The organism is Trichocoleus sp. DQ-U1, assembly GCF_039961925.1.
GTDB lineage: Bacteria > Cyanobacteriota > Cyanobacteriia > Cyanobacteriales > FACHB-T130 > FACHB-T130.
Window position 1 is genome coordinate 1 of sequence record NZ_JAMPKB010000079.1, and the last position, 24,084, is coordinate 24,084.

Here is a 24,084-nt window from a genome sequence, read left to right on the forward strand (position 1 = left end):
CATCGACAGAGCAAAAAAGTTCTTCTAGACTAAGCATGGGACGAGCCTGTAAAGCTGTTGTGTGATGACTTTTAGCTTACTCGCTTGTCCCCTCCTTATCCCGAACTCAGGTTAAATAAGAAGAATTGAGCTAAGTAAAAGAACGGGATAAATTCATCTTGGGTATTGGGCACTCATTTCACTCCTGGTTCACTCAGTCCTCAGCCCTCTTAACTCAGTCCTATTTAGCAGGCCAGGGAATCATGGGATCTTCGGCTAGCTGGTTAGAAACTTCATAAGCACCGTAGCGGTTGAGGTGGCTGGGGTCGGAAAAATAATCGTGTTGAGTAGGATAAAGCTGATTTAAGTCTCGGAAAATTAGCCCTTTTTGGATTGCTTGCGATCGCATATACCGCTGAAATTCTTGCTCATATTCTATGCGTACTGGATCTAAGTAATCCTGGGTCAAAGGCAGGTTTATAAAAACAATCGGAATTTGACGCGCTTGGGTAAATTGCAGCAGCGATTCTAGCGCTTGGGTTTGCTTGCCTTCCATCTTGAAAGCGTAGTAATCGCTGTCATAGTCGCCGCTGACTCTGGCATATTGCTTGTAGTAGGTGGCAGGATTGTAACGAACGGTGAGGGGAAGGAAGCCATCAAAATCGATGGCAAATTGGCTGGCTGTCAATGCTTGGGGAGTATCGGTAGCTCCCTCAGAAGTTGTTTTCGCTGGTTTTGCCCAAACAACATACAGATCTCGCAACCGCGTTTTCATTTGGTCGCGCTGGGGATAAGTTGCTGAGAACGTTCCTAGCGTTTCATTGAGCCAATTATTAACCATTTGATAGCTTTGTGTTAAGGAACCACTAGCTCCTTTATCCGCCGTCGCCGGAGTTTTAGCCGGTGGTGTCGCCGTCGTTCGGCTGGGACTTCCTGGGGTTGAATTCTGCTTGGGGAAAGTACCGGCAAGCAGATGTTGGTAGCCTTGCGAGTTAGCGATCGCATTATAGGTGGCATCTATCCGCCCGCTATTAAACGCTCTGGCACCATCCGCCCAAATAATCAGTTTTGGCAGTTGCTCTGGCGTCAAAACTTGGCGAACCATCAAATCTACTACTTGAGCCGTCGCACCGTTGATGCCAAAGTTAAACACCTGAACACCCGGATATCCCTGCGCTGCCAGTGCTTCTTCCAGCGCTTGAGGATCGACCCCCCGCATTGCCCTAGAACTGCCCACAATCCAAACATCCGGGGGCACTCCCCGTCTTTGTAACAGCATCTGTTGGTAGAGAGCCACTTTTTCGTCTAACAGGCGGTTATTAAAAGAGGGATTAGAACTTCGGGCGGCTGCCAAAATTGCTGCTGATGCGGCATTCCGCTGGGACTTTTCACCCTCGTTCCTTACGGTGATATCTCCTTGGCGAGTGAATCCTTCGGAATTGAATACAGGAGCCTCTGAACCACGAGATTTTTGCAAAGACATCTGGGGCAAGGGAACTGACGTATCCTCGATCGGTTCTCGTGGGTCAAGGGTTGATTTGCCGCTGACCGCTGACGCTTGATTAATGGGTGGTTTTGACTTCAGGATCGCAGACAGAAACCAATCCGTTTGCACCGTGAGCAAGAATCCCAGCATCCCCCAGACCAAAGCCACGACGAAACCTTGGTAATAAGTGTAGGTGGAAGTGCTAAGTTTGCCTGAGGCGACGGGTGCCAGGTCTTTAATCTCCACCGTGGGAATAAACAATTGGGAAGCGCATAACCATTGCTGGATGGTTCGAGTCACTTTGAAAGAGACAGCGCTAGCGGCTGCTTTGAGGTCTTCCTTAGTGACATCAGAACGCAGAACGGGTTCGTTACTGCCAGAGAGGATATCTCCTAGATAAACATCGCTGGCAGCAAATTCTGGGGTTGCTTCCGGTACCAGTCGTTTGCGAGGGGTGAAATCAACGCCCATCTGCCACAAGGGGGTGGAGTGACCGGCGCGACGCCCATAAATTCGCACCCCTTTAATGCCAGGAATCGCCAACCCGCGCAGAAACTTGGCAACAGGTGGCCCGACGGCAGATTGCTGCGGACTAGAGAGTGCCTCGCTCATGATGTGCAACAAATCTTGTTTGCGGCGCAGAGATAAACGAATGCCACCCGTTGTTAATCGCTCGTCTAGGTCGGGATTGAGTAAGCGTTGCAATAAAAACTGAATTGCGTTCAGATCGCCCCGTTGCGCCAATTCCAAAGTGGATTCTGCTAAAGCGGGATCTCTGGACGCAGGTAAATTCAGCCATTCAATCCAGATTGGCGTTTCTTGTTCCGGGACTGGTGTTACACCGTGAGTCTCAACGCCGTAAATGGTGGCAGCGTGAATGCCTTGCGTTGTCAGAGACTCTAAAACGGGAGCGATCGCACTCGTTGCGGTTTTTCGATCGGGTGCAGCGATCGCAATCTCAGCCGCATCGCTCGTGGCAGATGCGGTGTCGCCCGCTGCTTTTAGCTGCTTGAAGAGCTTCTGGCTACAAAATAAATGCAGCGTTGAATCTTTCAAAACTGCGGAGATTTGCATCTCCTGCGCGTTTAACACTTGATTGAGCAAGCGGGCGATCGCTTGGATATCTCCCCAACGCGCCCAATCCTTGAGCATTTCCTCTGGAGGGGTCAGATCCACCCGCAGCCGCCAGTCGGGAGCCGCTTCTCCTCGAACCTGGCTGCAAATCACGGCATCCCGAAACCCTTCCAGCTTCAAATTTCGTAACTGAGCCGCCACCGGCTCCGCCATCAGCGACTCATCGGTGCTGTAGTTAGAATCGCAAAGTACCCACAGACGACGGGAAACCACTGGTGAAGCAGGGGACAATTCTTGATGCTGTCCGGCTCCCCGGCTTCCTGGCTCCCTCCCAAGCGTCTGAATCACGACCTTGACGCCGACTCCCATTGGGCTGAGAGTTTCGCTCAGATAACGCGCGATCGCTTCTGGTTGACCGGAGCGAGCGAGGCTGCGGTTGGAGACTCTCAGCCCGTCAGCATCGCTACTTACTCCTCGCTCGGCAGTCATTTCCTGCCCATCCGTCGGCGTCGCAGCAGCCACGCCTGCGGCATCTGACGCCTGATGCAGTTGCAGCCGCTCTAGGTGAATTTGCTTGATCCAGTCTGGGCGCTGGATGCCCAGTTTCCGACCATAAAGAATCACCTGGTCAATGGGAGCTTCTTGCGGGGGGAACCCAGCTCCCCCTTCCTTCCCCTTCAGTGCCTCGACAAATCGGCTCACAACGGGTCCAGCAGGCGGACATGCGGAGCCTTCACAAAGAATATGCAGGTTATTCCCTCGTAAGCGAAATCGTAGGCGCACTTCCGGAAGACCGATAGCGCGGGAAACCCACTGGGCGAGGGAGGATTGACCCTCTAAATAGGCGATCGGATCGGCATCCAACATCACAAAGAAAGTACCCTGGACTTGCAACAGATGAAAAGACGATGAAGCATGAACGCTGTAGCCCGGAGGGCGCACCCTGCGATTGGAAGTCGCGCTTAAAGGTTGTCACAAAGGATGAAAAATTGGTTGAACACCAAAATTTCAGGATATACTTCACACTTCATACTTCATACTTAATACTTCATACTTAATACTTCAGCAAGCGTTAACCGCTCCGAACGTCCCCAAGCTTTGTACAATTGCTTCTAGATTCTCAGTAGTCTTACACAAGACTGCCATTGGTGCTACCGAATTATTGCCCTTCTGCCATAGCTATTTGCCGAACGCCCCGCGCTTAGGACAGTAGCGCTGAGGAGCGTGTTCCCTTCCTACTATGCCCTAGGAGGCTATCGCTGTATTATTCAGATGCATAAACTAGAAGGATAAGTGCCCCTTGTGCTGTTTAAATTCTGACCTCTTTTATTTGTTTGTCTAAAAAAAAATTAGTTTTCATCTAGACCTTCTCCCATGCAAACTCTTCCTAACAAAAAGCAACCGTCAACCGCCGAGAATGCAACGTCTGCAACTCCCGAAATTTTGTTGAGTTTAGCCACGGTGCCGATGCTACTCGGAGTTTTAGGCATCAAAGCAGTCAGCGAATTGCTATGTGCCATTGGACAAAATAGTGAGGAAGTATTTCGGGGCGATCGCTTGCCGGTTCTCCACGTACCCACCCCAGGAAACACATCACAGGAAGGGGAAAATGAGGAAGAGTAGCGGAAAGTAGATAAAAATACGCTCGCCGACAAACTAGGACGCGATCGCGTGTCTTTGAAGCGAGGCGTTAGCCTAGCGCTGAAAGAGTCAGTTCGCAACCCCTCCCTTTTTCTGGAAAAACCCAGTTGGTGTTCGCTGTAAACCACTTGCTGGGACTAGAAACCCTAAAATTAGGTGATTATTCTTCTTTAGAGAGAATAGACTCTATGAGTTCCCTACTGCAATCGACGGATCAGCCATTGACGGTAACATCTACTTCTGCTTTATTTTTACGTCATCGCCTCAAAGTGGTGGAGGACTTATGGGAGTCTGTTCTCCAGCAGGAATGCGGTCAGGAACTGGTCGATCTGCTTAATCAACTTCGATCGAGGTGTTCGCCAGAAGGACAGGCAACAGAATTGCCTGAGTCAGTACCTCAGCTGATCGAAAAGCTTGATCTCAATGCAGCGATTCGAGCCTCACGCGCCTTTGCTCTCTACTTCCAGCTCATTAACATCGTCGAGCAGCACTACGAACAGCGCGATCAGCAGCTTTCCCGACGTGCTACATACAATGCTCCTGCTGGTGAGGCAGCACCGCGTAAACTTCCTAGCCTGCAAGGAGATGGGGACTCCGCCATTGTGTTGTCGCCAGAGGACATGGAGGAAGAAAACCAAAACGGCGGACCGGGCGCGGATTTGCTCGAAAAGAGCTGGCACCACGATGGCACAGCCAAACGAAATGCCGGGACATTCCACGGGTTGTTTCCCCATTTGCGCCAGATGAATGTGCCTCCGCAGCAAATCCAGCGGTTGATTGACAATCTGGACGTACGGCTAGTTTTTACCGCTCACCCGACGGAAATTGTTCGCCATACGATTCGCGGCAAACAGCAGCGGATTGCTAAGATTCTGCAACAGCTAGACCAGGCAGAAGAAGAATTTAGAGCCTTAGGTTTGACAACTTCTTGGGAAGCAGAGGCTTGCATCGAACAATTAACCGAAGAAATTCGCCTCTGGTGGCGCACCGACGAACTGCATCAATTTAAACCAACCGTGTTGGATGAAGTGGATTACACCCTCCACTACTTCCAGGAAGTGTTGTTTGATACGATTCCCCAGCTTCATCAACGCCTAAAACGTGCCTTAAAAGCTTCTTTTCCGGGACTTACTCCCCCTGTAAACAACTTCTGCCAGTTTGGTTCTTGGGTAGGGGCAGACCGGGATGGAAACCCCTCAGTCACCCCGAAAGTCACTTGGCAAACCGCTTGCTATCAGCGCGGTTTAGTGCTGGAGAAGTATATCCAATCGTTGCGGCAACTGACAAATCAGCTCAGCTTGTCGTTGCACTGGAGCGATGTCTTGCCAGATTTGCTGGACTCCTTAGAGCAGGATCGGTCGCAAATGCCAGAAGTATACGAGCATCTGGCAATTCGATACCGACAAGAGCCTTACCGCCTGAAGCTGGCATACATTCAGCAGCGTCTGCAAAATACCAGCGATCGCAACCGGCGACTTTCGGATGGCGAAAACTTGCATCGGCAAATCTCAGATAGCCAGTCTCACGTCGTTTACCGCTCTGGAGAAGAATTTCTAGCAGAACTGCGGCTAATTCACCGGAACCTGATTGAGACGGGTTTATCGTGCCGGGATCTGGAAAATTTAATTTGCCAGGTGGAAATCTATGGCTTCAACTTGGCGCACTTAGATATTCGCCAGGAAAGCACTCGCCATTCCGACACCTTCAACGAAATAACCCAATACCTGCAAATTCTGCCTAAGGCATACAACGATCTATCGGAAGCCGAGCGTGCGCTGTGGCTGGCAACGGAACTGCAAACCAAGCGCCCGTTGATTCCAGCAGAATTGCCATTTTCTGAAAAAATTTGCGAAACCGTTGAAACCTTCCGAATGCTGCGGCAGCTCCAGCTAGAGTTTGGTTCTCAAATTTGCCAAACTTACATCATCAGCATGAACCGGGAAGCCAGCGACGTTCTGGAAGTGCTGCTGCTGGCAAAAGAAGCGGGTCTGTATGACCCCTCCACAGGAAAGAGCAGCATTATGGTAGTGCCGCTGTTTGAAACGGTGGAAGACCTGAAGCGGGCACCCGCAGTCATGCAAGATTTGTTTGAACTGCCTTTGTATCGCGCTTGTCTTGCAGGAGGCTACGAAAACGTTAAAGATTCGCAAGCGTTAAAGGTTGAGGATTCAAACCAACCTGCCAACTTGGAATCTCCAACCTATAACCTGCAAGAGGTGATGCTGGGCTACTCAGACAGCAACAAGGATTCCGGCTTCTTGAGCAGTAACTGGGAAATCCATAAAGCTCAGAAAGTGCTACAAAAAATCGCCGAACAGTACGGCATCGCCTTACGGATTTTCCACGGGCGCGGCGGTTCGGTCGGTCGCGGCGGCGGTCCCGCCTACGAAGCGATCCTGGCTCAACCCGGTCATAGTATCAATGGGCGGATCAAAATTACCGAACAGGGGGAAGTGCTGGCTTCTAAATACTCGTTGCCAGAGTTAGCTCTGTACAACCTGGAAGCGGTGACAACCGCTGTGATTCAGGCAAGCTTGCTGCGAACCGGATTTGATGATATTGAGCCGTGGAACGAAATCATGGAAGAGTTGGCGACGCGATCGCGTGCCCACTATCGCGCCTTGATTTATGAACAACCGGATTTAGTCGATTTCTTCCACCAGGTGACGCCTATCGAAGAAATCAGCCAATTGCAAATCAGCTCTCGTCCGGCTCGTCGCGGCGGTAAAAAGGATTTAGCGAGTCTGCGGGCAATTCCTTGGGTCTTTAGCTGGACGCAAACGCGCTTCCTGCTGCCGAGTTGGTACGGCGTCGGAACCGCATTGCAAGAGTTTTTGAACGAAGAACCCGAAGAAAATCTGAAGCTGCTGCGTTATTTCTACTTTAAGTGGCCTTTCTTCAAGATGGCGATTTCTAAAGCAGAAATGACCTTGTCGAAAGTCGATTTGCAGATTGCTCACCACTACGTGCGAGAGTTATCCCACCCGGAAGATCGCGATCGCTTTGAAGCCTTGTTTGAGCAAATCAAGAGCGAGTTTCACCTCACTTGCGATTTAGTGCTGACGATTGCGGGTCACAAACGGCTGTTGGATGGCGATCCAGTCCTGCAAAGGTCTGTGCAGTTACGCAACGGCACGATTGTCCCTCTGGGCTTCTTGCAAGTCTCTCTGCTAAAACGCCTGCGTCAACATGGCAAGCAAGCAGCGTCTGGTGTTGTCCATTCTCGTTACAGTAAAGGCGAATTGCTACGCGGGGCGCTGTTAACGATTAACGGGATTGCTGCCGGGATGCGGAATACGGGTTGATGGGGAATGGCTAATCAGTTAAATCAAATCTGTTGAATTGTCCATAAAAGAACCCCACCCCCAGCCCCTCCCCGCTTGCGGGGAGGGGAGCCGGAGACGCAGGCTCTGGCGGGGTGGGGTTCCGGAGAATTGTGGGGAATAAACGGGATTTGATATCATTAACCATTACAAATAATTAGCCATTAGCTGTTAGCCATGAATAAAAAACGTATGTTAATTTGTACTTTTATGGCGTTAGCATCAGGTTGTTTCGGTGCTTACATGGGTGTACAAATTAAGTTAATGGCTGATAACCAACGCTGCGAAAATGTGACAAAAAATACCTTAGAATTTGCAGCATTCAAGACAGCGTGCCAAGCTTGGATGATGCCGGGAGCTTATATGCAAGGCAGCAGCAGCGGCTTGTGGGGTGGAATGGTTGTGGGAGCTTTTATCGCGGGTTTGGCAACTCACCACAAGCAGCCTGAGTGAATTGATATAAAGAGGAAGTTTAATAGCGGGTTGAGGAGAATAAAGCGCGCTTTATTCTTCCATCATCTTCTCTCGAATCCAACTCACAATATCGGCAACTAAATTCGGCTGATTGGGAGAGAATGTTTGGAGATTGCAAGGCTGTTCGCACACTACACAAATTCTCCTCGCGTTATGAAACTTGCTCAGAGATGTGAGGAAAGTTTGGCTGAAGCCTTGGGGTGTTTCGCTGCTTGTATCTTCGTAAAAAATTAGGAAGACTTCCTGGCATTTTAGCTGACAATAAACTTTGAGAGCTTGCATCGTTTCCGGTTCCCCATTCTGACGTTCGGGACAGCCTTGCATCACCATCTCGGCGTAAATTTCCGAGGCGGGGTTATCTGGGTTCTCGAATTTGCTGCTGTCAATGCAAATGAGGTGAATGGTGTCGTTGAGGTTGGAGTTATTAGCGATCGCTGTGTTGATAAGTTTGGGTAAATTAGATATGTTGAGGCTTTGCTGGGAGTCGTAGGAAGTGAAAGCCGTGGTTTCTTGAATTTCTGGATGAGCGGAAGTTGGATTGTGCCAAGCTTGGTAAAAGTCTAAGTAATTCATGTTTTGGGCGCAGTGCCAGATAATTTTGTAGCTAGCATTGTAGCGATTGAAATCGTTTTTGTAGACTTGCTCTGTTAGACAACTCCTTAAGCTTGTGACTGCTAGAGAAAGCAGCTTACCGTGAAGTAATGTTTTCAAGCTGTCAACAGCTTCCTTCTGTGTCAACATCCTTTCGCTAGTTCTTAGCAGGTGAACCAGAGCGTTGATGGAGTTTTCGCTCCTAGATACAGTTTTGTTCAAAAACCAAGCGATACCCTCATGAACCTCCTCATCTTTGCTGGTATAAATTAGTTTAACTAGAGCATTAGCGATGGTATGGTCATCAGCAGCAAGTTCGCTCAATTTACTTACAAGTGCCACACGCAATGATCTATCTTTGTAGTTGAGCAGCCATTTAATTATGACCTTTTTATTACTCAATTTTGCAATTTTAATAGCTGTATTACGATTTTTTTGGATGCTCTCCCATAATTGTTTATCCTCACTAACTAACTTAGGTTTACAGCGTGGTTGTTCAGTCAAGGCAGTAGTGATAGTTGAATTTCTAGCACTAATCTTACATAAACTATCTTCGGCTCGTAAAAAAATATAGTCGTTTTTACTGTGCCTTAGCTCAATTAAAGTGGTAATAGCAGTGGAATCACTATTGTGAATGTCCAAAAGCTCTTGAGCTGCTCGTAAACGTATTTCCTCATCGTGACTGGGAGCAAGCAGATCAGTCAGGGTGTCAATAACAAACTTCTTGTTATAATCGATTACTTTCAAAATCCTAAGAACTAGAATAGCAATCCACTGATTTAAGTTAGTCTCTAATAGATATTTCAATTGATTGATAGCATATTGGTTACCAACACCAATTCTTATCAAGCTTTCAGTAGCTTCATGCCGAACGAGCAGATAATTGCCTGTAAGTAGCTTAATCAGAGCTTCGATAGCTTTAGAGTTGCCAGCACCAATTTGTCCTAAAATTTTAGCAATTTCACGACCCTTATCTTGCTCGGTGGGCAATTGCTTTGTCAGGAGGTTGATTACCTTGTTATGATCTGTCTCTATCAAGGCTGATCTGGCTCCCTGAGCAACTGAATCGAGGCATTTAGACCACTTTTGTTTTACAGTGTCAAAAGAGCCAAAACCCCACTCGACAAGCTTGTTCACAATTTTATCAGCGCCGTTATAGCGAGGAAATTCTGTAATTCCGGCTGAAGCTAGGAAAGTTGCTTGAAACCAATAAAAACCCCCAAGTTCATCTTCAAAATTTACTAATGTATTTATAAACTCATTTTTTTGTTTTTCTAGGACTTCTTCTTTTGGTCGCCCCAGCCACAGTAAAATTACTTCTTTCCACTGCGGCTCAAAAATGCGGTAAACATTCCCCGGTAACGGTTGAGGATTGTCATTGTCGTGAGTCAGGAAAAAGTGCCAATCATCAATCGCCAACGCTGCAAAATATTCCTGAAATGTCAGATGCCAGAACGCATAGACAGGTTCATCAGTTTCTGCATCGCAGTAAACCTCATTCAGCCATCCACTCTCCGTTGCTAACTTAAACAGAGATTTACCCATTACCTTATGAACAAATCTCTTCCGTAGTGGCAACTTCTTATTAATTGCTTCCAGTGCTAGCTTCCCGAATGCTTCATGCAACTCATCCTGCTTATCCAAGTCTTCGGTAAGCAATGGATGTGCCTTCCACTCATAGAAATCCTCTCGAAATCGCTGGTAAAGCATCGCCTTCGTCTTCGGCAACTCCCCTTGCTTCACCGCCCAGGTTTGACACAACAGCGCCAACCGTAAGGGATTTCTAATCAAATCTCGAATCCGTTCCCGCCCCGATTCCCCTAACTTCTCCCGTAACTGCTTCCCTAACTGAGGTTTCCCCGCCTTGGCAAACCACTCCCCAATAAACTCCACCACCTGCGAATCGTCAAAATCCAGGGTGCGATAGATATCGCAATTCGGCACTACCCGATCGTTCGCCTGCCAAACATTCAGCCGACAGGTTAACAGGGTTTGCGCCTGCGCCACCCAACCCCTCAGCTGATTGGCAATTCCTTGTAGAGGCGAATTTGCCCCCGTGGATGTATCCGCCCGTATTTCATCCACCCCATCCAACAGCAACCACACCTGATGAGAATTAAACAACTGCATCAACTCAGTTTGCATCTGGGCTGATACCACCATTCCTTGAAGAGACAGCGCCTCCTTTAGCCAAACCTGGAGTAAATACTCTTCCAAGGTTTTCCCATCCAAACTCCCCAGTTGAATGCAAATTGGCAACCGGGAAACATTTTCTGAATTTTTGAGATGACGGGCAATTTGCTCTAACCACGTACTTTTCCCCGCCCCCGGTTCCCCAATAATGGCAATCGTCTTGCCTTCCCCCGCCTCTATCACCTCCCGGAGAAACGCATCCGCTTCAAACCGCTTCTCAATTTCCTTCTCATTTAGCTGATATTGCAACCGCCCCTCATCTGGGGATGGGCAAAACTCCTCACTCCGTCGAGGCTGAGTTGTCGGTTTCACCAATCCCAGCGGCACATAGATACCCACCTCATGCCCCAACCCCGTACCCGTCGCCTGTCGCCGGAATTGGTAACGCCTCAGCTGTTCCTCCAGCATTTTGTGGCAGATATCGCGCCAGTCAATCGAGTTTTCTGGGGTTGCATCTGGAGGATTCGACTCTTTCGGATCGATTAACTCTGCTAGTTCTAAATTTAAGGCTGTAGCGATTGCGATCGCATTATCCAAATCAACAGATTGTCCTGCAAAAAACCGCTTAACCGTCTTTTCACCCACTCCAGAGGCTTCAGCAATGTCCAAATACGTCCAAAGCTTGCCCTCATAATTGCGTTTAGCAGCCTTACCTTCTATGAGTTTCTGCTTTCCAGCCTCGTTTACCTGAACGGTGTTGCGATTGCGGATTTCAGCCATAGTCAACGGAAAAGAGCAGTTGCGGATATTAATAGCTTAAGCGGCGTCACGGTTTGATGAGGGTCAGAAAGGGTCACTTAATCTCTGTCCCTAAGAGTTCTGCGGTTTCCCCAGTCAATTCGCTTTCGTGGAATTGTACGGTTCAGCAATTCCACAAATGACTACTAACCTGTTCAAATATTTACTTATAGTTGAAAACCCAGAACTTCAAGCTTTACTCTTAGTTGTTCTTATCCTGTCCTCAGACTCAGTTAATCTTAAGAAAGCCAGCGCTGTATCATTTCTTATCCAAGCAGGATTGATTGATATCGGGGGCATTATTTCAGTTATGTCGGGAACATCCTTGCCATTAGTCATCCTTATGATGTTGGCGCAAGGCGTTTATTTGATTATCGATGCTTACCGCGCCGAAAAAAGTGGTCAGTAGACGAAGCGCGGGGTGAAGCATTCGCATTAATAATTTCGGTTAAGTGGCATAGGCGATCGCGCTTTCTTCTTTGCCCCTACCGCTAACCATCTGCAATATCGTTGAGTTGAATTGGAAAACTGTATGAAAAAACGCCGATGGGTGTGGTTCTTTAGTTTGCTGTTTACTTCCCTGCTTGTCGTCACCAGTTGCGGCAACAATTTCGATGATGTCAAAAACCTCAAAGCCGGTGCTGGTAAGCAAGTTATCGTTTTAGGCGATAGCATCGCTTCTGGATATGGTGTGGACAAGACAGAAGCTTTTCCCAGCGTGTTGAGTCGTCAACTCGGTTTGCCAATACTGAATCGCGGTGTTAGCGGCGATACAACCGCAATGGGGTTAAGTCGCTTACAAAAAGATGCGATCGCGGCAGAACCTTGGCTAGTAATTGTTGAATTAGGCGGAAACGATTTTCTGCGAAAAATTCCCAAAACTGAGACAGAACAGAACTTGCGACAAATTGTCACTTCGATTCAACAACAAAAAGCAATTGTTGTGCTGCTAGGAATAAATCTCGGCTACATAGAAGATGAATATGACGAACTTTATAAGCGTGTTGCTAAAGATACACAGGCTTATTTAATTCCACAGGTTTTAACCGGAATTGTAGATGATCCGAAAAATCGGCAAGAAGATATCATTCATCCAAACGCAGCCGGACACCAGGTTTTAGCCACCCGCGTTGCTAAAAATTTACAGCCCTTGTTAGCCCAGGCTACTTGGCCTCCAGCTTTGTTGCAATATCGACGGAGTGCTAATCAAACATAGGAGCGATTTGCTCTCAAACTGTTAAATATTTCCACTAAATCAATTTTTGTCAAGCCCCTTGGGTTGTAAAAGAATAAAATAGACATTAGCCTCTAGAGCTGACTTTCGCTGTTACGAATAAGAGGTAAAGATTTCGTAACAAGTCCTACAGAATTGGATCGTAGAAAGTCTGTATCCAATAAGAGTTTGCCCTTGTCTATTTCACTAGAGATTCTTTTATGACCTCCTCGATCCGCTTCCTCATGTGCGCTCCCGACCATTACGACGTGGATTATGTGATTAATCCCTGGATGGAGGGCAATATTCACAAATCCTCGCGCGATCGCGCCGTAGAGCAATGGCAAAAGCTTCACTACGTCCTCAAAGACCACGCCATTGTCGATTTGGTTGCACCCCAACGCGGTGTGCCTGATATGGTGTTTACAGCCAATGCTGGGCTGGTGCTGGGAGATACCGTCGTCCTGAGCCGCTTCTTCCACAAAGAGCGGCAGGGTGAGGAGCCTTATTTCAAGCAATGGTTTGAGGAAAAAGGCTATAAGGTGCATGAACTGCCCAAGGACTTGCCGTTTGAAGGCGCTGGTGATGCGCTGCTGGATCGAGAGGGGCGCTGGTTGTGGGCGGGATACGGCTTCCGCTCAGAACTCGATTCTCACCCGTTGTTGGCAAAGTGGCTCGACATCGAAGTGCTATCGCTGCGACTGATGGATGAGCGGTTCTATCATCTGGATACCTGCTTCTGTCCCTTGAGTGGCGGCTATTTGCTCTACTATCCCCCCGCATTTGATTCTTACACCAACCGCTTGATTGAAATGCGAGTTGCGCCGGAGAAGCGGATTGCCATTGAGGAAGCGGATGCGGTGAACTTCGCCTGCAACGCGGTGAATATTGACCACGTTGTAGTGATGAATAAGGCGAGTGAGGCACTCAAAAAACGCCTTGCCGATGTTGGATTCCAAGTCATCGAAACGCCGCTGACAGAATTTTTGAAAGCCGGTGGCGCTGCCAAGTGCCTGACGCTGCGGGTGACGGAACCCGTCCGAGAAGAAGTCCATGCCAATGTCTCGGTGGAAAGCCGCACGATTCGTCTAGAAGGGCATTTGCTGGACTCCGGCTTAATCAACCGTGCTTTAGATTTAGTCGTAGAAAATGGGGGCAGCTTCCAGGTTCTCAACTTCAGCCTGGGAGAGCAACGGCAAAGTACCTCCTCTGCGGAGGTGAAAGTGTCGGCTCCTTCCCACGATGTGATGGAAGCGATATTGTCGCAGCTCATCGATTTAGGTGCAGTGAATTTGCCCCAAGATGAGCGTGATGCCAAGCTGGAAGATGTCATCCAAGCTGGGGTAGCGCCAGATGATTTCTATGTGTCCACCATTTATCCCACAGAAGTCAGAATCAATGGGGAGTGGGTGCGGGTGCAAGATCAGCGCATGGATGGCGCGATCGCCATTACCCAGACTCCCAACGGACGGGTAGCACGGTGTAAACTGCTGCGGGATTTAGAACTTGGCGAACAGGTAGTCGTTGATGTCGTCGGTATCCGCACAGTGCGGAAGACGGAATCCCGCGAACAGCGCAACACCCAAGAGTTCAGCTTTATGTCTGCCGGGGTTTCCAGCGAACGCCGAGTGGAATTGGTGGTCGAACAAGTTGCCTGGGAACTTCGCAAAATTCGCGATGCTGGCGGTAAAGTTGTGGTAACAGCAGGGCCAGTAGTGATTCATACGGGCGGTGCCGAACACCTGACGCATCTGATTCGGCAAGGTTATGTGCAAGCGTTGCTGGGAGGAAATGCGATCGCTGTCCACGACATCGAGCAGTCTATGTTGGGAACCTCTCTGGGTGTGGATATGAAACGCGGCGTCGCCGTTCGGGGTGGACACCGCCATCATCTGAAAGTAATTAACACAATTCGCCGTTATGGCAGTATTGCCAAAGCTGTTGAGAACGGTGCGATCAACAGCGGTGTCATGTACGAGTGCGTCCGCAATGGCGTTCCCTTCTGCCTTGCCGGTTCCATCCGCGATGATGGCCCCCTGCCAGATACTCAGATGGACTTAATTAAAGCTCAGGAAGAGTATTCCCAACTGCTGCAAGGTGCAGACATGATTTTGATGCTCTCTTCGATGCTGCACTCAATTGGGGTGGGAAATATGACCCCAGCCGGGGTGAAGATGGTCTGCGTAGATATTAACCCAGCCGTTGTCACCAAATTGAGCGATCGCGGTTCTGTCGAATCCGTCGGCGTCGTCACCGATGTCGGGTTATTCCTCAGTCTGTTAGTGCAACAGCTGGATAAGTTAACCAGTCCTTATCACATTGCTCAATCAGCTTAATTATTGTGTAAACACGATAGGGTGGGCAGTGCCCGCCCTATTTTTTTTTCCAATAGTGGCTCTGAAAGCGTGAAAACAGACAGCATTTTCTATCAACTATTCCAAGCTTTTCCCAGCATCTTCTTTGAATTGATTGGTCAACCTGCTTCAACGGGTAACACCTATCAATTCACTTCAGTTGAAGTTAAACAAACTGCTTTTCGTATCGATGGTTTATTTCTACCCTCTGACGATTCTGCCGACCAACCCATTTATTTTGTAGAAGTACAATTTCAAGGCGATCCAAGGTTCTATCAGCGCTTTTTTGGCGAAATATTTTTATACCTCTCTCAATATGAGCGACCGAATGATTGGCGCGGAGCAGTAATCTTTAAAAACAGAAGCCTAGATCCTGGCGTACAAGCGCAGTATCGAGAATTACTGACCAGTCCGCGAGTTAGGCGGATATATTTGGATGAATTAGGAGAAGCGGCAGATCGATCTCTTGGCGTGGGAGTGGTGAAATTAGTCGTAGAAACTAAAAAGAAAGCCACCGAGTTGGCAAGGCAGCTACTGAATAAAGCTAGTCAAGAAATTGCTGATGAAGCCATCAGGCGACAAGTTATAGAGTTGATTGAGACAATAGTTTTGTATAAGTTTCCACAAATGACTCGCCAGGAGATGGAAGCAATGTTTGGATTCAGTGAGTTAAAGCAAACTAGAGTTTATCAAGACGCCGTCGAGGAGGGTAAACTGGAAGCAAAATTAGAAGCAGTGTCTCGATTATTGACATTAGGGTTGACTGTGGAACAGGTCGCAGAGGCTTTAAGTTTGACAATTGAGCAAGTCAGACAAGCCGCAGAAGCGAAGACTTCCGATTAGGCACTTAATTAGTATTGCTGGGATGGGAATTCATTGCCCAAATCATTGCAAAAGGAATGCCCATACCCAGCCTACTGCCGACAAGAGTATTTACCGAGCGACTTTGAACCATTGGGTAACGCCTTCAGCGATCGCTGCCGCCATCTTCTGCTGCGCTTGCGGATTGACCACCCATTCAAATTCTTCTGGATTGCTCATAAAACCTAATTCCAGCAATACAGAGGGTGCAGAGGCAGGACGCGCGAGGGCTAAGTTATCCCAAAAAACGCCGTAGGAAGGACGCCCCGCCTGAGTCACGATGTAGTTATGCAGAAACATCGCTAAGCTGTGGGCTTGGGGATGATACCAAAAAGTCCCAAAACCCTGCGTATTCTGGGCATCTCCTTCATCGGGGAGGGAATTGTAGTGAATTGAAAGCGAAATTGCCGGTTTCACTGCGTCAATGATTGCTACCCGTTCTGGCAACGACACCGCCTTATCAACCTCCCGCGTCAGGTACACTGTGGCACCCCGTGCAATCAGCTGAGTGGCGATCAGCTTTGACATGGTGAGCGTCACCTCTTTTTCGGGATAGCCGGTTGGTCCTCCTGCGCCACTGTCTTCACCGCCATGTCCGGGATCGAGAACAATTTTGATTCCAGATAAAGGCTTGTTGGAAGACTGAGAACGGAGAGGGGAGGGGCCAGAGGTGAGACGAGGGGGATGGCGCAGAGATAAAATCAGGCTCGTGCCTTCATATCTCACCGTATAACCCCATTGCTGAGCGGATTTGAGATTAAACGTATATTGAACGGTTTCTGGGGCGACCTGTTGCCAATCCAGGCGAGAAATGACGGGATCGGGGTCGAGGCGAATGATGTCCGTTTGCGCCGTCGTGTTATACAGCGTTAATGTCAGCGTGCGATCGCCCTGCTGCACAACGAGCGGTACCGGCACTTGTAAGGGAAAAATGACTTCTGTGGCACCGGGAATCTTCCGAGCGCGAATACTGCGAATCAGCGATCGCGGTGGCACCGAACCCTTGACAATTTGAACTTCCTTACTGTTAATCCAACCGCCATAGTCCAAGCGCACCCATTCCCCGTCTCGCCCTGTAATTGTAGCTCGCGTAGTTTTTGGCAACGGTGTCAGACGAGAATAATCCGTACTTGGCCCGGTTCGGGCGACCCCAGCATCAACAATTACCTCAGCCACTTCTAGCTGGGCCGGAGAGAGAATCTGAATCTTCGCCGGTCCCTCCTGACTCACAATCTGCCCATTTTTTTCTACTTTGAACTGGGGACGACCCAAATCCGCCGCCGCCGCCGCTGCCGCACAACCCAGGTAGTGTCCTGCCCCAGCGACAGCATAGGGCTGATTTTGTGCGGTTAAGGCAGCAGAATTCGCTGGTAGCTGTACAACCTGCTGCTGGTTAGTCAGCGGAATCGTTTGATTTGCCAAATTGACGGAAACATTGGCCTCAACAGGAGCAACCGCGCCGAAACACAGCAATTCACCCGGTAGTCTGGCGAGATCCTGCGATGGAGTCAGGGAATCTTTGGCAAATGCCAACCCCTTTGGTGGCTCAGGGTGGGCGGCAGCCCGCGTAACTTTAAGTTTGACGGCTTGACCTTGATAGCTCACCGTAAAGAGGTTCTCTCCCGGCTTTAACGGAAAACTGGGAGCAAAATGCCCCTGTTTGCTCCGCGCGATCGCCTTCCCATTTACCAACACTTTTCCGGGCGGTGGAGCTGTGCCAATTAAGAAAATTCGGTCAGCTGTGGTTTTATGGCTAGCAGGAGGATAGGAAACGTAAAGAGATTGTTTTGCCGATACTGGTGCTGCCATAACCACCCCTAATACAGCCAATCCCAGGATGTTTCTCATGTTAAATCCTAAGTTCCTTACATCAATTAGAGGATAAAATTACTAAAAAAGTTTCTTTAATCTTGTAAAAGTTTTGTGGGGAGTCCATCGATACTCTTTTGATTCTTTTCGCACCAATAGTCAAAGATTCCTTGTTTCCCTTTTTTTTCACCCCATTCTCTGATAGTTTTTCTTTCTTCTTTCAGTTCATAAATGGGCACGCCATATCCGCATGAAGTTTGTACTAATTTTATCTCAAGTACCACGATCTGACGTTCTCCTAAGATTGGCGTAAACAAGGAATAAAATTTGTCCCAGGCTTCATGTCTTGGAAAAATTACTTTTCCCTGACCGTATAAACGAAGAATCAAAGGCTTTTCAGAAAAGCTGCAAAACATGATCGTCATCCGCCCATTTCCTGGTTCATGTAAATGAGCGGAGGTCTCGTTGCCACTCCCAGTTAAATCAAGGTAAGCCACTGTATTATTATCAATACAGCGGAAAGTATCTACTCCTTTAGGCGACAAATTAATCCGACCTTCTTTCGGTGCAGTCGCGGTAAAGAAGATTTTCTGCTCCTGAATAAAGTCTCGGAGATTCTGATTTAATTCATCGTAAACTTTAGCCATATCTAGTGTCTTAGCCCACCGATTATCCAGTTAATAGTATTTTAATTATCAAGCAATTTACAGAGGTCGAAGCATTACCAGGTATCAATAGTTTAGAATCTAATTGGCAGGAAAACGAGTGGGATTGATGGCATTGAAAGGAACGAAGCTATCGATTTCGTCTAACTTCCGGTAAAGGCAAAGTGCTAATACCAGATGCTAGAAGCGAAGTCGGGAGGTACTCAGTCAAAGCCAAAAATAGTGTCACTCAGGGGTTAAACCGTACCAAAAGCGCGATCGCCCAAGCGTGGGAATTGTCCGTCGTCAGTCCTTTGAGGGGTTTGAAGGTCTATAAGCGATCGCAAAGCAACTGTTAGCCTTGTTATCGTTCCTATAGGATAGGTGATAAGGCAGCCAACAAAGCCACTCTGCCAAGGTTTTACAAACCAGCGATCACCGATCGCAGACTGCAAACAACAAGCAACGAACAACTCGTTAAGACTGTGGCACAATTAACGGGGTGGGTTGCCGACATGGCTCTTCTTTTAAGCATTTTATGACTAAGTTTGTCTTTGTCACCGGCGGCGTGGTTTCCAGTATTGGCAAGGGAATTGTAGCAGCAAGTTTAGGACGCTTGCTGAAGTCGCGTGACTATTCGGTTTCTATCCTGAAATTAGATCCGTATATTAACGTCGATCCGGGGACGATGAGTCCTTTTCAGCACGGAGAAGTGTTCGTAACGGCAGATGGTGCCGAGACGGATTTGGACTTGGGGCACTACGAACGCTTCACCGATACGTCCATGTCTCGGCTCAATAGCGTCACAACTGGCTCGATTTACCAAGCGGTACTCAATAAAGAACGTCGTGGCGATTATATGGGGGGCACCGTGCAGGTAATTCCCCATATTACGAATGAAATCAAAGATCGCATCCAGCGAGTTGCCAAAAATACCAACCCGGATGTGGTGATTACGGAAATTGGCGGCACGGTGGGCGATATTGAATCCCTGCCATTTTTGGAAGCAATTCGTCAGTTCCGCAAAGATGTGGGGCGTCATAACGTGCTGTATATGCACGTAACCCTGATGCCGTGGATTCCCTCGGCAGGGGAGATGAAAACCAAGCCGACGCAGCATTCGGTGAAGGAATTGCGGTCGATCGGGATCCAACCGGATATTTTAGTTTGTAGATGCGATCGCCCTCTACACCCAGGACTCAAAGAAAAAATCTCAGAGTTCTGCGATGTTCCCGTCGAGTGCGTGATTACAGCCCAAGATGCCAAAAGTATCTACGAAGTGCCGCTGATTTTAGAACGGGAAGGACTAGCACAGCAAACCCTAGAATTGTTGCAACTAGAGCAACGCCAACCCAACTTGAGCCAGTGGAAAATCTTAGTAGATCGCCTATATCATCCAACTCACCGGATAGAGATTGCCATCGTTGGTAAATATGTAAGGTTAACAGATGCCTATCTCTCAGTGTTGGAAGCTTTGCGCCATGCAGCGATCGCAATGAATTGTGACCTTAACCTCCGTTGGGTTAGCTCGGAAAGCATCGAATCGGGCAGTGCCGAAACTTACCTGGCTGGTGTGAACGGCATTGTAGTACCTGGAGGTTTTGGCGTTCGGGGTGTCGATGGCAAAATTGCGGCGATTGAATACGCCCGTAAAAACCAGATCCCCTTCCTCGGTTTGTGTCTGGGGATGCAATGTTCGGTGATTGAATGGGCGCGACACGTCGCAGGATTAGAAGATGCCAATAGTGCTGAATTTGCCCCGAATGGATCGAATCCGGTGATCAACCTGTTGCCGGAACAGCAAGATGTGGTGGATTTAGGCGGCACGATGCGCTTGGGGCTATATGCTTGTCGTTTAGCGCCCAATACTCTAGCCTTCCGGCTCTATCAAGAAGAAGTGGTTTACGAACGGCATCGGCATCGGTATGAGTTTAATAATGCTTATCGCAACCTGTTTTTAGAAACCGGCTATGCGATCAGCGGTACCTCGCCGGATGGGCGATTAGTGGAAATTATTGAACTACCTAACCATCCTTTCTTTATTGCCACCCAATTCCACCCGGAATTTAGCTCTCGACCCAGTAATCCCCACCCGATGTTCCAGGGATTGATTCAAGCGGCACTAGCCCAGCTTGACCCCGGACTTGCTCGTTCTGACTCCTCACAGCCTACCCAAGAAGATGCGACGCTCCAAGCAGCTGAGGTATCTTAACAGTTGCTGGCAATTCCAGCAGGACGGAAAGCGATCGCTTCACGTCCTGCTTTCCACCAACCACTTGCGCGGGGGAGCGTTGTCAGTGCCAGAACTCACCTTAATGTGAGGAGGTCATGTGGCGTATTGGATTAAAGTGAGTTATGAGCGAAATGAATATGTAATCGATCTTGACCGCATCAGTGCCTTCGCTTGCACCCCGAACGGTAAGGTAACTTTTTGGTTGCCTGATAGTGCCATCCCAATTATTATCAACCGTCAAAGTAACCCGGATGGCTATCAGCAAGTAATGGACTATATTCAACAAGTTAGCTTCCATTCACTGGCAGCATCTTGGATCAAAGTTAGTTATGAACGGAATGAATATGTAGTCGATCTCAACCGTATCAGTAGCTTTTCCTATTCTTCTAACGGTAGGCTCACGTTCTGGTTGCCGAATAGTGCTATTCCCATCATTATCAACAAGCAGAATGACCCGGATTGCTATCAGAAAATTTTGGAATATATCAAACAGAAAACCGGGCACTCATTTTAACCAGTAGGGAGAACGACAAGTGCTGAGACTAACACTCCTCAATCCTCAACCCTCAGTCCCCAGCCCTGAACCCTCAACTTTCAGTCTTCAAAATTTGCCAAGCCAATTTTGCCGCCCCAACCATTCCAGCTTGGTTGCCTAACTCAGCTTTTATTAGGTGCAAACCCTTACGGGAACTCTTCAGCACCCGCCGCTCAATTTCTGCTTGTGCAGCCGGAAAGAAAAATTCTGCACTTGCACTAACGCCGCCGCCAATGATAATCGCTTCCGGCGTTAAAACATAAATGAGACTCGATAATCCAACACCGAGATCGCGTCCGTAGCTTTGCCAAAATTCTAATGCTTGGCGATCGCCTGTGCTTGCCAGCTTGCCCAGTTCCTCTGGTTCTAACCCTGTACGGCGGCGAATGGCGGCTACTGAGGCGTATTGCTCTAAAGAGCCTTGATTGCCGCTATTACAGGGCGGACCCTCTGGATTTAAGGTAATTAATCCTAGCTCAGCGGCGGCACCTTGATGACCCACAAACAGGTTCCCATCGAGGATAATCGCACCCCCCACACCTGTACCGAGTGTTAGCAGAATCAAATTCCGGTAATGGCGTCCAGCTCCTAACCAAGCTTCTCCCATCCCAGCACAGTTAGCATCATTAGCCAGAACTGTGGGTAAACCTGTTTTGGCTTCTAACCAATCTGCGAGGGGTACATCATGCCAGCCTGCCAGGTTAATCGCGACTCTAGCAATTCTACCTGATGCATCGGCGGGACCAGGGGTACCGATACCGAGCGCGATCGCGTGTCTTTCCGGATCGAGATGCGCGATCGCTTCTATCATCGCATCCAAAACCGCTGTCGGTGTTGCCGGTTGCGGTGTCGCCACACTCAACGACTCCAAGCAAGTCCCATCCTCGCGGAACCTCCCCAGCTTAATTGCCGTTCCTCCCAGATCAATGCCAATTACTTCCCGATTCACCACAACCGTTCTTCTAATTTCCAAAAACTAATACCACTTATCTATATTCATGCCATTTGTCACTTTTCCCAACCTTTAGAGCTGATTTATAAAGTCCCAATTCCTTCTGTAGGGGCATTGCATTGCAATGCCCCTACAGAAGGTGAAGTTTGTCAGTTATTTAATCCACGACCCTTAATATCAGTCTGAAATTTTAAAAGAATTCCAGAACTTTTGAAATTCTTGCTTAGCCTGCTGATAACTTACCGCTTTCTGGTCTAATACTGCTTTTACAATTTCTTTGTCTTCATACTGCTTTTTCGCTAATTCAAACTCCAGCTTTTTCATCTGATAATCTTGCTTTTTAATTGTCCCTTCAACGGAAGCAACCCAGTTAGTAAAGCCCAAGTTTTGAACTTCCCAATCAGTATTTCCTACCTCAGAGATAGCTTTTTCTCCCAAAGCAGATTTACTTTTTTCCGTCAAAGTGTGAAAACTATTCAACGCCCCCTTAATTTGTGGAAGAACGCGCATTGAATTTTTTACAGAAAACCTTTCATTCAGGGTATAACTAACAGTTTCATCGGGATAAACAGGTTTAAGCTGCAAATCCGATACTTGGGCCGTGTTGGGACTGGCTTGCACCTTCAAACCTGTGACAGGTGCCGCCCTAAGTATCCCAGCGATCGCAATAGATAACATAAAACCACCTGTAGCGGCAGCAATTAAAGAAATATTGTCTTTCATATCTCAGCAGCAGTGCTTATTGGTAATGGATCGTTGGTAATGGGTCATTGTATAAAAAGGTTTCGATTACCCATTACCGATAAAATATTTGACTCTATTCAGGGGATTTTTGGTTCCAATTTTCTCTCCGCAACCGGGGATTCACAAACTCGCTTAATCCTTCTCCCACCAGAGACAACCCTACCACCATCAGCGTCATCGCTAAGCCTGGGAAAAGCGCTGTCCACCAAATGCCAGTAGGCAGAGCATCCAGCGCCTGACGGAGATCGTAGCCCCATTCTGGAACCTGATCGGCAAGCCCTAACCCTAGAAAACCCAAACTGCCCAAAATCAAAATTGCATCGGCAGCATTCAGAGTGAATAATACAGGCACGCTCTGAATCACATTAAGAAACAGGTAGCGAGAGAGAACCCTCCAAGTGTCTGCCCCCATTGCTTGAGCGGCTTCGATGAACAGTTCTGTTTTAACACTAACCGTATGGTTGCGGACGACTCGATAATATTGGGGAATGTAGGAAATGCTGAGCGCGATCGCGGCATTTAAGACCCCTCGTCCCACCACAAACGCCAGCGTCACCGACAGCAACAGCCCCGGTAACGTATAAATTGTATCCATCAAAAATAGCAGCACCCGATCCAACCTACCACCCAAATAACCGCTGACTAAACCCAACGGCACCCCGATGACAAGGCTCAACACGGTTGCCAAGATAACCACTTGCAGCGCCGCTTGGCTCCCAAATAGGGTGCGCGAGAAAACATCGTACCCTTGGCGACTGGTACCAAACCAATGACGCCACGAGGGCGGCTCATGAATCGGATTAGCCAAGGACTCCAAGGGATTTTGCACCCATCCCCAAGCCTGAAATGCGGGAGTGAGAAAAGCTATTAGCACGAACATCAAGGTGATAACAATTCCCACCCGCATCATCTGCATGGAGAGACTGGGACGCCCAGATAAACGTAAAAGTCGAGGTAAGGGAAGTTTTGTCGGGGTCATCAATATATCCTGGCGATGATAAATCGCGGCTACGCCAACCCCCCTTCAGAAGAAGGGAACAGAAAGCGAAGTCCGGATGCTACGCGGACTTCATTTTAAACCCTTGTCTAGCAGGTTTTGTTGGTATAGCTGCGAATTCTATGCGCCTGATTCCTAAAACCCTTGCTAGGGCGTGTCATCAATTCAACCAGATGACCGTAGCAGCGAGGTGAATCGCACCGAGAAAGTTAACCGCACGCTTGTCGTAGCGCGTTGCAATCG

General features: G+C 48.4%; 17 protein-coding genes and 1 pseudogene. 10 read left to right on the forward strand and 8 right to left on the reverse strand.

The window, feature by feature from the left end:
* Positions 1–220: 220 nt before the first annotated feature.
* A complete protein-coding gene (locus NDI34_RS23145) occupies positions 221–3,481 on the reverse strand; it encodes a DUF1574 domain-containing protein (RefSeq protein WP_348233972.1) in 3,261 nt (1,086 codons plus the stop codon).
* 432 nt (positions 3,482–3,913) lie between these two features.
* Here NDI34_RS23145 and NDI34_RS23150 point away from each other — a divergent pair, with 432 nt between their 5' ends.
* The 3 genes from NDI34_RS23150 to NDI34_RS23160 all read left to right on the forward strand — a co-directional run bounded on the left by NDI34_RS23150 (position 3,914) and on the right by NDI34_RS23160 (position 7,956).
* A complete protein-coding gene (locus NDI34_RS23150; protein ID WP_348233973.1) occupies positions 3,914–4,162 on the forward strand; it encodes a hypothetical protein in 249 nt (82 codons plus the stop codon).
* A 206-nt stretch (positions 4,163–4,368) separates the two neighbouring features.
* Positions 4,369–7,485, forward strand: coding sequence for a phosphoenolpyruvate carboxylase (ppc, locus tag NDI34_RS23155; protein ID WP_190412848.1), 3,117 nt, complete (start codon positions 4,369–4,371; stop codon positions 7,483–7,485).
* Between the two features lie 195 nt (positions 7,486–7,680).
* Positions 7,681–7,956, forward strand: a complete 276-nt coding sequence (locus tag NDI34_RS23160) for a hypothetical protein (protein ID WP_348233974.1) — start codon at positions 7,681–7,683, stop codon at positions 7,954–7,956.
* A gap of 51 nt (positions 7,957–8,007) precedes the next feature.
* Here NDI34_RS23160 and NDI34_RS23165 read toward each other — a convergent pair whose 3' ends face one another.
* Entirely contained in the window at positions 8,008–11,481 is a 3,474-nt protein-coding gene (locus NDI34_RS23165; protein ID WP_348233975.1) for an NACHT domain-containing protein, read from the reverse strand.
* A 157-nt stretch (positions 11,482–11,638) separates the two neighbouring features.
* On the opposite strand from NDI34_RS23165, the gene NDI34_RS23170 reads away from it, so the two are divergent.
* The 4 genes from NDI34_RS23170 (at position 11,639) to NDI34_RS23185 (ending at position 15,909) form a co-directional block, all read left to right on the forward strand.
* Positions 11,639–11,908 carry a hypothetical protein gene (locus NDI34_RS23170; protein WP_348233976.1) on the forward strand — a complete coding sequence of 90 codons (270 nt, stop codon included), beginning with the start codon at positions 11,639–11,641 and terminating at the stop codon, positions 11,906–11,908.
* A gap of 123 nt (positions 11,909–12,031) precedes the next feature.
* Positions 12,032–12,715 (forward strand): GDSL-type esterase/lipase family protein, encoded by a 684-nt coding sequence (locus NDI34_RS23175; RefSeq protein WP_348233977.1) that lies wholly within the window; start codon positions 12,032–12,034, stop codon positions 12,713–12,715.
* Between the two features lie 218 nt (positions 12,716–12,933).
* Positions 12,934–15,048, forward strand: a complete 2,115-nt coding sequence (locus tag NDI34_RS23180) for a TIGR00300 family protein (RefSeq protein WP_348233978.1) — start codon at positions 12,934–12,936, stop codon at positions 15,046–15,048.
* Positions 15,049–15,117: 69 nt separating this feature from the next.
* Positions 15,118–15,909 carry an Rpn family recombination-promoting nuclease/putative transposase gene (locus NDI34_RS23185; protein ID WP_348233979.1) on the forward strand — a complete coding sequence of 264 codons (792 nt, stop codon included), beginning with the start codon at positions 15,118–15,120 and terminating at the stop codon, positions 15,907–15,909.
* Between the two features lie 90 nt (positions 15,910–15,999).
* Here NDI34_RS23185 and NDI34_RS23190 read toward each other — a convergent pair whose 3' ends face one another.
* On the reverse strand, positions 16,000–17,775 hold the full coding sequence (locus tag NDI34_RS23190; protein ID WP_190536179.1) for an N-acetylmuramoyl-L-alanine amidase: 1,776 nt from the start codon (positions 17,773–17,775) through the stop codon (positions 16,000–16,002).
* A gap of 56 nt (positions 17,776–17,831) precedes the next feature.
* A complete protein-coding gene (locus NDI34_RS23195) occupies positions 17,832–18,383 on the reverse strand; it encodes a pyridoxamine 5'-phosphate oxidase family protein (RefSeq protein WP_348233980.1) in 552 nt (183 codons plus the stop codon).
* Between the two features lie 182 nt (positions 18,384–18,565).
* Between NDI34_RS23195 and NDI34_RS23200 the strand changes: the two genes are divergently transcribed.
* The 3 genes from NDI34_RS23200 to NDI34_RS23210 all read left to right on the forward strand — a co-directional run bounded on the left by NDI34_RS23200 (position 18,566) and on the right by NDI34_RS23210 (position 21,127).
* Complete coding sequence (locus NDI34_RS23200) at positions 18,566–18,739, forward strand: hypothetical protein (RefSeq protein ID WP_190686557.1); 174 nt, start codon at positions 18,566–18,568, stop codon at positions 18,737–18,739.
* A 179-nt stretch (positions 18,740–18,918) separates the two neighbouring features.
* A complete protein-coding gene (locus tag NDI34_RS23205) occupies positions 18,919–20,592 on the forward strand; it encodes a CTP synthase (RefSeq protein WP_190412838.1) in 1,674 nt (557 codons plus the stop codon).
* A 118-nt stretch (positions 20,593–20,710) separates the two neighbouring features.
* Complete coding sequence (locus tag NDI34_RS23210; protein ID WP_190412837.1) at positions 20,711–21,127, forward strand: hypothetical protein; 417 nt, start codon at positions 20,711–20,713, stop codon at positions 21,125–21,127.
* Positions 21,128–21,200: 73 nt separating this feature from the next.
* Here NDI34_RS23210 and NDI34_RS23215 read toward each other — a convergent pair whose 3' ends face one another.
* The 4 genes and pseudogenes from NDI34_RS23215 to NDI34_RS23230 all read right to left on the reverse strand — a co-directional run.
* Positions 21,201–22,100 (reverse strand): ROK family protein, encoded by a 900-nt coding sequence (locus NDI34_RS23215; RefSeq protein WP_348233981.1) that lies wholly within the window; start codon positions 22,098–22,100, stop codon positions 21,201–21,203.
* Between the two features lie 177 nt (positions 22,101–22,277).
* The gene (locus tag NDI34_RS23220; protein WP_339380350.1) at positions 22,278–22,721 is read right to left on the reverse strand and encodes a hypothetical protein; all 444 of its coding nucleotides are present in this window, start codon (positions 22,719–22,721) and stop codon (positions 22,278–22,280) included.
* Between the two features lie 196 nt (positions 22,722–22,917).
* Positions 22,918–23,823 carry an ABC transporter permease gene (locus NDI34_RS23225; protein WP_190426687.1) on the reverse strand — a complete coding sequence of 302 codons (906 nt, stop codon included), beginning with the start codon at positions 23,821–23,823 and terminating at the stop codon, positions 22,918–22,920.
* 178 nt (positions 23,824–24,001) lie between these two features.
* Positions 24,002–24,084, reverse strand: a pseudogene (locus NDI34_RS23230) (IS5/IS1182 family transposase); the annotation flags it as partial.

Excerpts from the sequence above, each read along its gene's own strand:
- NDI34_RS23150 (WP_348233973.1), top strand. The coding sequence starts at position 3,914 with ATGCAAACTCTTCCTAACAAAAAGCAACCGTCAACCGCCGAGAATGCA.
- ppc (WP_190412848.1), top strand. The coding sequence starts at position 4,369 with ATGAGTTCCCTACTGCAATCGACGGATCAGCCATTGACGGTAACATCT.
- NDI34_RS23160 (WP_348233974.1), top strand. The coding sequence starts at position 7,681 with ATGAATAAAAAACGTATGTTAATTTGTACTTTTATGGCGTTAGCATCA.
- NDI34_RS23165 (WP_348233975.1), bottom strand. The coding sequence starts at position 11,481 with ATGGCTGAAATCCGCAATCGCAACACCGTTCAGGTAAACGAGGCTGGA.
- NDI34_RS23170 (WP_348233976.1), top strand. The coding sequence starts at position 11,639 with ATGACTACTAACCTGTTCAAATATTTACTTATAGTTGAAAACCCAGAA.
- NDI34_RS23175 (WP_348233977.1), top strand. The coding sequence starts at position 12,032 with ATGAAAAAACGCCGATGGGTGTGGTTCTTTAGTTTGCTGTTTACTTCC.
- NDI34_RS23180 (WP_348233978.1), top strand. The coding sequence starts at position 12,934 with ATGACCTCCTCGATCCGCTTCCTCATGTGCGCTCCCGACCATTACGAC.
- NDI34_RS23190 (WP_190536179.1), bottom strand. The coding sequence starts at position 17,775 with ATGAGAAACATCCTGGGATTGGCTGTATTAGGGGTGGTTATGGCAGCA.
- NDI34_RS23195 (WP_348233980.1), bottom strand. The coding sequence starts at position 18,383 with ATGGCTAAAGTTTACGATGAATTAAATCAGAATCTCCGAGACTTTATT.
- NDI34_RS23205 (WP_190412838.1), top strand. The coding sequence starts at position 18,919 with ATGACTAAGTTTGTCTTTGTCACCGGCGGCGTGGTTTCCAGTATTGGC.
- NDI34_RS23225 (WP_190426687.1), bottom strand. The coding sequence starts at position 23,823 with ATGACCCCGACAAAACTTCCCTTACCTCGACTTTTACGTTTATCTGGG.